The 12179-nt window shown below is 71.3% G+C and carries 12 protein-coding genes; 8 read left to right on the plus strand and 4 right to left on the minus strand.

Annotated elements, in window-relative coordinates; genetic code table 11:
- The first annotated feature begins 33 nt into the window (after window positions 1-33).
- The 8 genes from DA085_RS11935 (at window position 34) to DA085_RS11970 (ending at window position 8174) form a co-directional block, all read left to right on the plus strand.
- Window positions 34-807: an IclR family transcriptional regulator gene (locus DA085_RS11935; protein ID WP_109473199.1), complete on the plus strand. Its 774-nt coding sequence runs from the start codon at window positions 34-36 to the stop codon at window positions 805-807.
- Window positions 804-1994 (plus strand): CaiB/BaiF CoA transferase family protein, encoded by a 1191-nt coding sequence (locus DA085_RS11940; RefSeq protein ID WP_109473200.1) that lies wholly within the window; start codon window positions 804-806, stop codon window positions 1992-1994. The genes DA085_RS11935 and DA085_RS11940 overlap by 4 nt, the downstream gene beginning before the upstream one ends.
- Complete coding sequence (locus tag DA085_RS11945; RefSeq protein ID WP_109473201.1) at window positions 1994-2995, plus strand: hydroxymethylglutaryl-CoA lyase; 1002 nt, start codon at window positions 1994-1996, stop codon at window positions 2993-2995. The genes DA085_RS11940 and DA085_RS11945 overlap by 1 nt, the downstream gene beginning before the upstream one ends.
- Window positions 2996-3005: 10 nt before the next feature.
- On the plus strand, window positions 3006-4409 hold the full coding sequence (gene leuC / locus DA085_RS11950; RefSeq protein WP_109473202.1) for a 3-isopropylmalate dehydratase large subunit: 1404 nt from the start codon (window positions 3006-3008) through the stop codon (window positions 4407-4409).
- Window positions 4409-5035: a 3-isopropylmalate dehydratase small subunit gene (gene leuD / locus DA085_RS11955; protein ID WP_109473203.1), complete on the plus strand. Its 627-nt coding sequence runs from the start codon at window positions 4409-4411 to the stop codon at window positions 5033-5035. Before leuC ends, leuD begins: the two co-directional genes overlap by 1 nt.
- A 94-nt stretch (window positions 5036-5129) precedes the next feature.
- Complete coding sequence (locus tag DA085_RS11960; protein ID WP_202619208.1) at window positions 5130-6116, plus strand: tripartite tricarboxylate transporter substrate binding protein; 987 nt, start codon at window positions 5130-5132, stop codon at window positions 6114-6116.
- Entirely contained in the window at window positions 6113-6664 is a 552-nt protein-coding gene (locus DA085_RS11965) for a tripartite tricarboxylate transporter TctB family protein (protein WP_109473204.1), read from the plus strand. The genes DA085_RS11960 and DA085_RS11965 overlap by 4 nt, the downstream gene beginning before the upstream one ends.
- A 10-nt stretch (window positions 6665-6674) precedes the next feature.
- Window positions 6675-8174, plus strand: a complete 1500-nt coding sequence (locus DA085_RS11970) for a tripartite tricarboxylate transporter permease (protein ID WP_109473205.1) — start codon at window positions 6675-6677, stop codon at window positions 8172-8174.
- A 53-nt stretch (window positions 8175-8227) separates the two neighbouring features.
- On the opposite strand, the gene DA085_RS11975 is transcribed toward DA085_RS11970, so the two are convergent.
- From DA085_RS11975 to DA085_RS11990, 4 genes are all read right to left on the minus strand, one after another.
- Complete coding sequence (locus tag DA085_RS11975; RefSeq protein ID WP_109473206.1) at window positions 8228-8617, minus strand: hypothetical protein; 390 nt, start codon at window positions 8615-8617, stop codon at window positions 8228-8230.
- A 20-nt stretch (window positions 8618-8637) separates the two neighbouring features.
- Window positions 8638-10095 carry an amidase gene (locus tag DA085_RS11980; RefSeq protein WP_109473207.1) on the minus strand — a complete coding sequence of 486 codons (1458 nt, stop codon included), beginning with the start codon at window positions 10093-10095 and terminating at the stop codon, window positions 8638-8640.
- 19 nt (window positions 10096-10114) lie between these two features.
- Window positions 10115-11341 (minus strand): amidohydrolase, encoded by a 1227-nt coding sequence (locus DA085_RS11985; protein ID WP_109473208.1) that lies wholly within the window; start codon window positions 11339-11341, stop codon window positions 10115-10117.
- Between the two features lie 96 nt (window positions 11342-11437).
- On the minus strand, window positions 11438-12178 hold the full coding sequence (locus DA085_RS11990; protein ID WP_109473209.1) for a hypothetical protein: 741 nt from the start codon (window positions 12176-12178) through the stop codon (window positions 11438-11440).
- Window position 12179 lies beyond the last annotated feature (1 nt).

Consider the following 12179-nt stretch of genomic DNA (forward strand, 5'->3'; position numbering starts at 1 on the left):
ATTGTGAATTTTCCGTCCATATATTGGAGAACGGTGACCAGCGTCGGTGTGCTTGACAAGGTGATGGCGATCCTCGACGCCTTCGCCGACGGGTCGACCCGCCTGGACCCCGCCGCCGTCGCCACCCGCGTCGGCGTGAGCACCCCCACCGCCTACCGCCTCATGGGCGCGATGGCCCAGCACCGTCTGCTCGACGTGGACGGCCGCACCTACGGCCTGGGCAGCAAGCTGCTCGAGCTCGGCTCCCGGGCCCACCGGGGCGTGGACGTCCGCGCCGCGGCGCTCCCGCACCTGCGCCACCTGTCGACCGAGAGCGCCGAGACCGTCGAGCTGCAGATCCGCACCGGGCACCGCCGCGTACCGATCGAGATGATCGTCGGGAGCCGCACCGTGCGGACCGCCGGTGAGCTGGGGGTCCCGCTGCCCGTGCACGTCGGCGCCAGCAGCCGGGTGCTGCTGGCCTGGCTGGACGAGGAGCAGGCCATGCGCCTGGCCCGGGAGAGCGCCGACGAGCTGCCCGACCACCCGTGGGACCCGGAGCAGTACCTCACCCGGCTGCGGCTGGTCCGCGAGCAGGGCTGGGAGTACAGCCGCGGCGAGCGCGACCCGGAGACCTCCGCGGTGTCCGCGCCCGTGCGGGACCGCAACGGGTATGTCGTGGCCGCCGTCGTCGTCTCCTCCACCCTCACCCGCCTGGCCGACGAGGCGCACCGCACCGCGGTCATCGACCTCGTGCGCACCGCCGCCCACGCCATCTCCACAGACCTGGGACACCACACCGACGCGCCGCTGGAGGCCACCCCGTGACCGGACCACTTCAGGGACTCAAGGTCCTCGACATCGCCACCGTCTTCGCCGGGCCGTTCGCGGCCGCCCTGCTGGGCGACATGGGCGCCGACGTGCTCAAGGTCGAGATGCCGGGGGTCGGCGACCCCCTGCGGGCCCTGGGCCCGTTCAAGGACGACACGTCACTGACCTGGGCCGCCTCGGCCCGCAACAAGCGCAGCATGACCCTGGACCTGAAGTCCGCCGAGGGGCAGGACGTGCTGCTGCGGCTGCTGGCGGAGCAGGACGTGCTCATCGAGAACTTCCGCCCCGGCACCCTGGACCAGTGGGGCCTCCCCCTGGAGCGGCTCCGCTCGGCCAACCCGGACCTGGTCGTGGTGCGCGTCTCCGGCTACGGCCAGACCGGCCCCCACGCGGGCAAGGCCGGCTTCGGCACCCCCGCCACGGCATACAGCGGGTATGCCCACATCAACGGCTACCCGGACCGCCCGCCCGTGCTCCCCTCGGTCTCCCTGGTCGACTACCTCACCGGCATGTATGCCGCGATGGGCGCCCTGGCAGCGATCTACCAGCTGCGGGTCTCCGACGGCCCCGCCGAGGAGGTCGACGTCGCGCTGTACGAGTCGATCTTCCGGATGCTCGAGGTCGTGGTGGCCGAGTACGACGTGCTGGGCACCGTCCGCGAGCGCACCGGCAACGAGCTGGCCGCCTCCTCCCCCGCCGGCATCTACCAGTCCTCGGACGGTCACTGGATCGTCATCGTCACCAGCACCGAGCGCACCTTCGCGCGACTGGCCAGGGCGATGGACCGTGAGGACCTACTCACCGACCCCCGCTACTCCACCAACCGGGAGCGGCTGGCCCGGCGCACGGAGATGAACCAGATCGTGTCCGACTGGGTCGGCGCCCGCACCCGGGCCGAGGTGGAGCAGCAGCTGGACGACATGGCGGTCCCCCAGTCCCCCGTCTACAGCGCCGCGGACATCTTCGCCGACGAGCACTACGCCGCCCGGGGAATGCTCGTCGAGGTCGCCCACCCCACGCTCGGCACGGTCACGCTGCCGGGCGTCGTCCCCAAGTTCAGCACCAACCCCGGCTCGATCCGCAACGCGGGCCCGCTCATGGGCGAGCACACCACCGAGGTCCTCTCCGGCCTCGGCTACACCACCGAACAGATCGCCGAGATGCAGGACAAGGGAGTCATCTGATGAGCACCAGCTTCGAGCAGGCCAGGACCTATGCCGCGGGCACCGCGCCACTGCCGTTCCCGATCCCGGCCGAGGTGACCGTCCAGGAGGTCGGCCCCCGTGACGGGTTCCAGCTCGAGCCGGGCACCATCCCCACGGCCGAAAAGGTCGCGATCATCGACGCCCTGTCCGCCACCGGCGTCCCCCGTGTGCAGCTCACCTCCTTCGTCCGCCCGGAGGCCGTGCCGCAGCTGGCCGACGCCGCCGAGGTGATGGCCGGCTTCACCCCGGTCGAGGGCGTCGAGTACTCCGTCCTGATCCCCAACCTCAAGGGCGCCGAGCGCGCCCTCCAGACGCCCGCGGACTGCTGGGAGCTCATGCTCTCCAGCACCGACGCGCACAGCATCGCCAACGCCAACCGGCCCACCGCCGAGGCGTTCGACCGGCTCCGCCCGGTCATCGAGCTCGGCCTGGCCGAGGGCAAGCACCTGGTGGGCGGGTTGGCCACCTCCCTGGGTTGCCCGTTCGAGGGCCGGACCCCCTTCGAGCGGGTCGCCTGGGCGGTCGCGCTGTATGCCGACGCCGGGGTCGGGCACGTGACGATCGCCGACACCGCGGGGCTGGCCGACCCGGCGCACGTCCACGAGATCGCCTCCCGGCTGCGCCAGGAGTTCCCGGACCTGCGGATCACCCTGCACCTGCACAACACCCGCGGCCTGGGCATGGCCAACGTCATCTCGGGCCTCGCGGCCGGGATCACCGACTTCGACAGCTCGATCGGCGGGCTCGGCGGCTGCCCCTACGCCCCCGGGGCCACCGGCAACATCGCCACCGAGGAGCTCGTGCACCTGCTGGACCTGCTCGGCGTCCGCACCGGTGCCGACCTCGGCGCCCTCACCACCATCGCCCGCACCGCGGTGTCCGCGGCCGTGCGCCACCCGCTCGAGTCCTCCTTCGAGAAGGCCGACCCCTCCTGGGTGCTGCACACGCCGCCGCAGCGCCAGGAACTCGCAGGGAAGTAGGACCCACCCGATGGGCACAACGCTGGCCACCAAGGTGTGGGAGCAGCACGTCGTGCGCGCCGCCGAGGGCGAGCCCGACCTGCTGTACATCGACCTGCACCTGCTGCACGAGCTGAACACGCCCGTGGCCTTCGACCAGCTGCGGGCCAGTGGCCGCACCGTCCGCCGCCCCGACCTGACGCTGGGCACCGAGGACCACAACACGCCCACGCTGGACATCCGCAAGAGGATCGAGGACCACGCGGCCCGCCACCAGGTCGAGCTGATGCGCGCCAACTGCGCGGAGTTCGGGATCGAGCACTACCGGCTGGGCGAGGACCAGCAGGGCATCGTGCACATCATCGGCCCCGAGCTCGGCCTGGCCCAGCCCGGGATGACGATCGTCTGCTGCGACAGCCACACCACCACCCAGGGCGCCTTCGGCGCGCTCGCCCTCGGGATCGGCACTACCCAGGTGGAGCACGTGCTCGCCACCCAGACCCTGCCCCTGCACCGGTTGCGCGACATGCGCATCCGGGTGGACGGCACCCTCCCCGACGGCGTCACGGCCAAGGACCTCATCCTGGCCGTCATCGCCCGGATCGGGACGGCGGGCGGGCAGGGCCACATCATCGAGTACGCCGGGACCGCCATCGAGGCGCTGTCGATGGAGGCCCGGATGACCATCTGCAACATGACGGTCGAGGCGGGGTCCCGCGCCGGCCTGATCGCCCCCGACCAGACGACCTTCGACTACCTGCGCGCGCGTCCGCACGCACCGACCGGGGCCGACTGGGACCGGGAGGTCGCCTACTGGTCCACCCTGCGCTCGGACCCGGACGCCGTGTTCGACAGGGAGGTGGTGTTCGACGCCTCCGGCCTCACGCCGTTCGTCTCCTGGGGCACCAACCCGGCACAGAGCGTGCCGCTGGACACCGTGGTCCCCGACCCGGAGTCCTTCGAGGACGAGGAGCAGCGGGCCGCGGCCCGACGGGCCCTGACCTACATGGACCTGCGCCCCGGCACCGCGATGCGCGACATCCCGGTCGACGCCGTCTTCATCGGCTCGTGCACCAACAGCCGCATCGAGGACCTGCGCTCCGCGGCCGAGGTGCTCCGCGGCCGCCGGGTCCGGGACGGCGTCGAGGCGGTGCTCGTGCCGGGCTCGGAGGCCGTCCGCAACCAGGCCGTCAGCGAGGGCCTCGACACGGTCTTCGCCGAGGCGGGGGTGCAGCTGCGGCACGCCGGCTGCTCGATGTGCGCTGCGGTCAACGAGGACCGGCTGCGCCCCGGGCAGCGGGCCGCCTCCACCAACAACCGCAACTTCGAGGGCCGCCAGGGCAAGGGCTCACGCACCCACATCGTCTCCCCGGCCGTGGCCGCCGCCACGGCGGTCGCCGGCCACCTCGCCTCCCCCGCGGACCTGGTGTCCTGATGCGCGCCTTCACCGTGCACACCGGCACCGCGGCGCCCCTGCGCCGCACCAACGTGGACACCGACCAGATCATCCCGGTCCGGTTCCTGACCCGCAGCACCATCGCGGGCTACGGCGAGAACCTGTTCAACGACTGGCGCGACGACCCCGACTTCGTCCTCAACGACCCGCGGTACGCCGCCGCCTCGATCCTGGTGGCCGGCAACGACTTCGGCACCGGGTCCTCCCGGGAGTCCGCCGTGTGGGCCCTGGCGGGCTGGGGGTTCCGGGCCGTCATCGCGCCCCGCTTCGGCGATATCTTCCGGGGCAACGCCTACCAGCAGGGCCTGCTGCCAGTGGTGGTCCCCCAGGACTGCGTCGACGCGCTGTGGACGCTGCTGGAGCGGGAGCCCACCGCGGAGGTCACCGTCGACCTGCAGGAGCGCGAGGTCCGGGCCGCGGGGATCGTCCAGGCCTTCGAGGTCTCCGACGACGACCGCTGGCGGCTGCTCAACGGCCTGGACGCGGTCGCCCTCACCCTGCAGCACGAGGCCGACATCGCCGCGTACGAGCAGCGCCGCAGGCCGGCCCTGCCGACCACGCGGCGGCCCCTGGCCGAGCCGGCGACCGGAGGTGGTCACGACTGAGCCCACCACCGCCCCGCCCCCGCGGTCGAGACACACCCGGCCGTCCGTCATACGGATCCTGATCCCCATCCCCACCACGGAAGAAGACAGTTCAATGAAGAAGATGCCTCTCCTGGCCGCGACCCTCGCCTTCGGCCTCACCCTCACCGCCTGCTCCGACGACGGGGGGTCCGGCTCCGGTGACGGCTCGGACTACCCCTCCGGCCCGATCACGATGACCGCCGGCGCCGACCCGGGCAGCGGCTTCGACCTCACCCTGCGCACGCTGGTGCAGGTCATCCAGCAGGAGGGCCTGGTCGAGGTCCCGATGCCGATCGAGAACCGCCCCGGCGCGGCCTCGGCCGTGTGGACCGCCCAGATGGTGGAGCAGCACGCCGGCGCCGACGACCAGGTCGCGGTCACCTCGCTGGTCATGATGACCAACAACGCGCGCGGACAGTCGGACTACAACACCGACGACGTGACGATGATCGCCCGCCTGCTGTCGGAGTACTTCGTGGTCGTCGTGAGCGCCGACTCGGAGTACCAGGACCTGGAGTCGGTCCTCAACGCCGTCGCCGACGACCCGGGTGCCGTGCCGGTCGGCGCCGCCTCCGACGACCAGCTGCCCTTCGCGCTCCTCATGGACGCCGCCGGCGGCGATGCCTCCGCCATCAACTTCGTGGCCTACGAGGGCGGCGGCGAGCAGAGCACCGCGCTGCTGTCCGGTGACATCGACGTCGCCATCGCCGGCACCAGCGAGTTCCTGCCGCTGATCGAGTCCGGCGAGCTGCGCGCCCTGGCCGTCGTCGGCGACGACCGACTGGAGGGGCTGCCGGACGTCCCCACCGCCGTCGAGGAGGGCTACGACGTGACGATCTCCAACTGGCGCGGCATCTACGGCCCGCCGGACATGCCGGACTACGCCGTCGACTACTGGGCCGACATCCTCTCCCAGACGGTCGAGTCGGACAGCTGGAAGGATGCTGCCGAGAAGAACCAGTGGGTCACCACCTTCATGGTCGGTGACGAGCTCGACACCTACCTGGAGGAGACCAACACCCAGGTCGTGGAGGCGTTCGAGAAGATCGGGTCGCAGTGACCCCTGTCTCCCAGCAGACCGAGCAGGAGGCACCCGCGCGCAGCGGCCGGTCCGACGTGATCGCCGGGCTGCTCGTCACGGGCGTGGGTGCCCTCCTGCTGGTCACCGCGCTCGGGATCGGTGAGCCGGTGCGCCCGGCCCCCGGGATCGGGCCGGCGACCCTGCCCCTCTTCCTCAGCGGCATGCTGGTCCTCTCCGGGCTGGTGCTGACCGGGCTCGGCCTGCGCCGGCGGCCGGTCGCCGGCTTCGAGGCGGACCTGCTGGGCGCCGGCGACGCGGAGGCCCTCGAGGAGCTGTTGCACGAGGAGCAGCCCGTCCCCTGGCGGCCCCTGCTGGTCCACATCGGCCTGTTCGTCGGCTACGCGCTGATCTTCATCCCGCTGGGCTACATGCTGTCCACCGCGCTCTACCTCGGCGCGACGGTCAGTGTCATCGACCGCGCCAGGTGGAAGCGCAACCTGACCTTCGCCGTGCTCTTCGCCGTGATCGTCTACTTCGCTTTCACCGAGCTGCTGATGGTCCAGCTGCCCGCCGGAATCCTGGGATAGGGGACAGACCATGGATGCCCTGACATCGCTGCTGCAGGGGTTGGCCTCGGCGCTCACCCCGACCCACCTGATGTTCGTCTTCGTCGGCGTGCTGCTCGGCACCATCGTGGGCGTGCTGCCCGGCCTGGGACCGATCACCGCGATCGCCCTGCTGATCCCGCTGTCGTTCAACCTGGACCCGACCGCCGGTCTGATCCTGCTGTGCGGCGTCTACTACGGCGCCATGTACGGCGGCTCGATCACCTCGATCCTGATCCGCACACCCGGTGAGGTGGCCTCGGCGGTCACCGCCCTGGAGGGCTATGAGATGGCCCGGCGGGGCCACGCGGGGCCGGCCCTGGCCACCGCGGCCGTCGGCTCGTTCATCGGCGGCACCCTGGCGGTCATCGGCCTGGTCTTCCTCTCTCCCGTCCTGGTGGACGTGTCCACCTCGATCGGGGCGGCGGAGTATGCCGTGCTGCTGGTCGGGGCGCTCGCCCTCACCACCTCCCTGATGACCGGCTCGAGGGTCAAGGCCCTGATCTCGGTGCTGGTGGGCATGTGCATCGGCATCATCGGCCTCGACCCGCAGGACAGCGTCCAGCGGTGGACCTTCGGCCAGATCGAGCTGTCGGACGGCATCGACATCGCCCTGCTGGCGATGGCCCTGTTCGCGATCCCCGAGGCGATGCGCAACCTGTCGATCGGTGACCGCTCCGCCCCGTCCGCGCTGACCGTCCAGCGCGCGTGGATGAACAAGCACGACCTCCGGCTGTCGGCCGCTCCCTACGCACGCGGCACCGTCGTCGGCTTCATCGCCGGCGTGATGCCGGGCCTGGGTCCCACCCTCGGTTCCTTCGCGTCCTACTCCCTCGAGCGCCGGGTGGCCAAGGGCGAGCGGCGCCGGTGGTTCGGCAAGGGCGCCATCGAGGGCGTGGCCGGCCCCGAGACCGCGAACAACGCGGGGGTAGGTGGCGCCATGGTGCCGATGCTCGCGCTCGCGATCCCCGGCTCGGCGACCACGGCCCTGCTGCTGTTCGTCTTCCAGATGTACGGCCTGCAGCCCGGACCGCAGCTGTTCCAGAACGACGGCCCACTGGTGTGGACCATCATCGCCTCCATGCTCGTCGGCAACGCGATGCTCCTGGTCCTGAACCTGCCGATGGTCCGCGTGTTCGTCAAGCTGCTCCGGGTGCCCCCGCCCCTGCTGTACGGCGGTGTGGTCGCCTTCGTCATGCTCGGGGCCTACGCCCTGACCTTCAGCCTCTTCTCGATGCTGCTGCTGGTGGCGATCGGCCTCATCGGCTTCTACCTGCAGGAGAACGGCTTCCCCCTGACACCGGCGATCCTGGCCGCTGTTCTGCTGCCGCTGCTGGAGCTCAACCTCCGACGGGCCCTGCTCATCGCCGACGGCGACTGGGGCACCTTCATCGACCGGCCGCTGTCGCTGACCTTCCTGGTCCTCATCGCGCTGGGCGTGGTGGTGCCGATGCTGCTGCAGCTCCGCCGCCGCTTCGCGCGACCGGACTGAGCCGACCGGGCTGGCCTGACCCGACCGGAGGCTGGGGACGCCTGGTCCGGCGGTTACGCCGGGTCCAGGCGCCCCATCAGGAAGGCTGCGGCGATGGTGGCCACGGCACCCGTCAGGGTCGCCGCCGCCAGCCAGGCGGGGGCGAACTGGAACATCGCGATCCCCAATGGCACGAGCAGGAAGTTGAAGGCGATCGCCGGTGCCTGCGCACGCGGGTGCCGCCGCCACAGCCCGACACTGACATAGCTCAGCCCGACCACGAAGACCAGCATGGTGACGACCGACATGAGCACGATCATCGGGTCGCTGCCCTCACCGAGGACGAGCTCCACCAGGTAGAAGGCGGCGAACCCGGCGATGATGACGACCTCCAGGGCGACCAGCGCCGCCGCCAGGCGCCCGAGCTGGAGCTGACGGGGGCTGGGCGGGGTCGCGGCGGGCATGGCCGCAAGCGTAACCAGGCTCAGAGGGACGGGTGCTGCTGGGCGTGCCCCGTGGCCTCCTCGAAGGCGTGTGCGATGCGGAGCAGGTCCACGTCGCGGCCGGGAGCGGCGACGATCTGGATGCCGATCGGGAGTCCCTCGCGGGAGAAGCCGCCGGGGACAGAGATCGCGGGGCACCCCGTGGACGAGATGAGGGTGACCGCACGCATCCAGTCCAGGTAGTTCTCCATGGGGGTGCCGTTGATGCTCTGGGGGTACTCGAGCTCGGCGTCGAAGGGCAGGGCCTGCGCGGTCGCTGTCACGAAGACGTCGTGGGTGGAGAAGAACTGCTGCGTGGTCCGCCACAGCCGGCCGCGCGCCGCGTCCATCGCCACCAGGTCCTCCACGGTGAGGTCGTAGCCCAGCTGGGTGTTCCAGACCACCGCCTGCTTGATGCGCCCCCCGTCGGGGCGAGCCGTCTCGGCCCGGACGACCTCGCCCCAGGTCGACACGAAGTCGTAGGCCCGCTGGACACGGAACACCTCGTCGGACTCGCGCAGGTCCGGGACGAGGTCGTCCACCTCCGCGCCCAGGCCGGCGAAGACCGCGCCGCTGCCCGCGACGGTCTGCGCCACCTCGGCCTCGACCACCATCAACCCGGCCAGGTCGGGGCTGAGCCCGACGCGGACGCCACGCAGGTCCGGCTGGTAGTCGGTGCCAAGCCGGAACTCGGGCAGGTCGAACACCGAGCCCGGCTCCTGGAGCGAGCACGGCCCGTCCTGCTCGGGGCCGGCGCCGACACTCATCAGCAGGGCCACGTCGCCCACCGTGCGGCCCATGAAGCCCTTCTGCGCGAGCCAGGCCCAGGCGTTGCCGGGCGGCGTGTGCGGGATGCGGCCGTTGGAGGGGCGCATGCCGACGACGTTGTTGAAGGATGCCGGGGTGCGCAGCGAACCGCCCATGTCCGAGCCGTCTCCGGAGGCCTGGATGCCCGCGGCGAGGGCCGCGGCGACGCCGCCGGAGGATCCGGCGACCGACTTCGTGGGGTCGTAGGGGTTGACGGTCGTGCCGAAGACCGGGTTGAACGTATGGGCGCCGGCCGCGAACTCCGGCACGTTGGACTTTCCGGTGGTGACCACGCCGGCAGCACGCAGGCGCGCGACGACCAGGTCGTCGGTGTCCGGCACCCGGTCGGCGTAGACCGGTGAGCCGAGCGTCGTCCGCATGCCCGCCGTGTCGTGGGTGTCCTTGTGCGTCATCGGCACGCCGTGCAGGGGCGGCAGTGCCTCGCCGGACCCGCGGGCGGCGACGAGGCGCGCATCGGCGGCACGCGCCTCGTCCAGGGCCCGCTCGGGGTCCGTGGTGACGATGGCGTTGATCGTCGGGTTCACCTGGTCGATGCGGGCGTAGTGGTCGCGCACCGCCTCCTCCGAGCCCACCTCCCCGGCGGCGATGGTGGCAGCGAGCTCGCGGGTGGACAGCCAGGTGAGGTCCGACATGGTGATCCTGTCTCGGTCGTTACTTCTGGAGGTTGCTGACGAGGGCGGTCAGTGCCGAGCGGACGCCGGTGCGCAGGGCGGTCCGCACGTCGTCGGGCAGGAACATCGGTGAGTGGTTGCCCGCGACGCCGGCCGCGACCGACTCGGCGGTGTGGCCACCGAGGAACCAGTAGGTGTAGGGCACGCCGATCTCGTCACCGAACCGGCCCACGTCCTCCGAGCCGGTGACGGGTGGAGCCTCGTTGACGCCGTCCGGCCCGAGCTCGTCGCGCAGTGAGGAGAGGAGTCGCCCGGTCAGCTCGGGGTCGTTGTAGCAGCGCGGGAACTCATACATCTGCCTGATCTCCGGCTCCGGGGCCCCCGCCACGGCCGCCTCGCCCCGGACGATGCGCTCGATGGCCTCCAGCGCCCGCGCCCGGACCTTCTCGTCGAAGGAGCGCAGGTTGATCGTGAAGACCGCCCGGTCCGGGATGATGTTCTCCTTGAGCCCGGCGTGGAAGGTCGCGATCGTCAGCACCACGGAGTCGCGTGCCGAGGTCTCGCGCGAGACGACCGTCTGCAGGCGGGTGACCATGAAGGCACCCAGCACGACCGGGTCGATGGCGTTCTCCGGCTGGGAGCCGTGCGCCTGCTTGCCGCGGACGGTGACCTCCAGCGAGTCCGCCATCGCCATCGCCGTGCCGACGGACACGTTGACGGTGCCGGCGACGCCCGGCCAGACGTGCTGGCCGAAGATCGCCGACGGCTTCGGGACGCGGTCCCAGAGTCCGTCCGCCAGCATGGCGGAGGCGCCGGCCGAGATCTCCTCGCCCGGCTGGAAGAGGAAGATGACGGTGCCGGTCCACTGGTCGCGGTGCTCCGCGAGCAGTCGGGCGGTCTCGAGGGCGACGGTGATGTGGGTGTCGTGGCCACAGCCGTGCATGACGGCGGTCGTGGTGCCGTCCGGCAGGGTGCCCTGCGCCGTGGAGGCGTAGTCGACACCGGTGTCCTCCTCGATCGGCAGGCCGTCCGTGTCGGCCCGGTAGGCGATCACCGGCCCGTCGCCGTTCTCCAGCGTGGCCACCACACCGGTGCCGCCGCTGGCGAAGGCGGTGTAGCCGTAGCCCTCCACGAGCTCCCGGATCCTGGCGGCCGTCTGGTGCTCCTGCATCGACAGCTCTGGTGTGCGGTGGAAGTGCTTGTAGAGGTCGACGAGCTCGTCCAGGTAGGCGTCGAGGTCCTCGGTGACCGCGGGGTTCAGGGGCATGGTGTCCTCTCGTGGCGGGTATGGCGCGTGGTCAGGTTGTGCGGTGGGCGTCGGGGCTGTGGCCGGCCGGGTGGGGGGGCCCGGCCGGCCAGACCCTCAGTTGATCAGGGATCCTTCCTGCTCCGGCTCATCCTCGTCGACGGTGCCCCTGCTGCGCAGGAACCAGGCGACGGCCACCGTCAGCACGACGCACAGCGCGATGGCGAACGAGGACACGATCTTCGGCGTGTTCGGCACCAGCAGCAGGACGACCACCAGCGACACGGCGATCGCGATGGCCGTCGACTTCGGCTGCTTGAGGGTGGCGATCAGCTGCACCATGACACCGCCCAGGATGGAGGGGAGGATGTAGAGGCGCGCCACGTCGGTGATCGACTCCGGCATCACGGACACGATCCAGGTGCCGAGCAGGCCGACCAGGAGCAGCAGCGAGATGACGTGGACGGCGGCAGCACCGGAGATCCCCGCTGTGGCGGCGTAGGCCGCCTTGCGGGTCCCCGGCCTGGCCTCGATCGTGGACTGGGCCACGATCGCGGAGGGGACCAGCTTGTTGGCGATGTTGCCGATGAGGAACGCCTGGTACATGCCGGCGGGGCCCAGGATCGGGAAGTAGGTCACCGGCTCGATGACGTAGAAGGCGCCGTAGACGGCGGCGACGGCCAGGAAGGCGGTCAGGACCTGACCGAGGGTCACGCCGAGGTCGGTCGTGACCAGGACGATGAAGGGCACGGCCGTCGCGATCACGAAGCCGATGAACAGCGTGAGGCGACCCCACCGGTTGGTGGTGCGGGTGTAGTCGGCGAACAGGGCGTCCTGCTCGGGCGTGTAGGTGCGCATC

The organism is Ornithinimicrobium cavernae (assembly GCF_003121625.1).
In the GTDB taxonomy this organism is placed as follows: Bacteria; Actinomycetota; Actinomycetes; order Actinomycetales; family Dermatophilaceae; genus Ornithinicoccus; species Ornithinicoccus cavernae.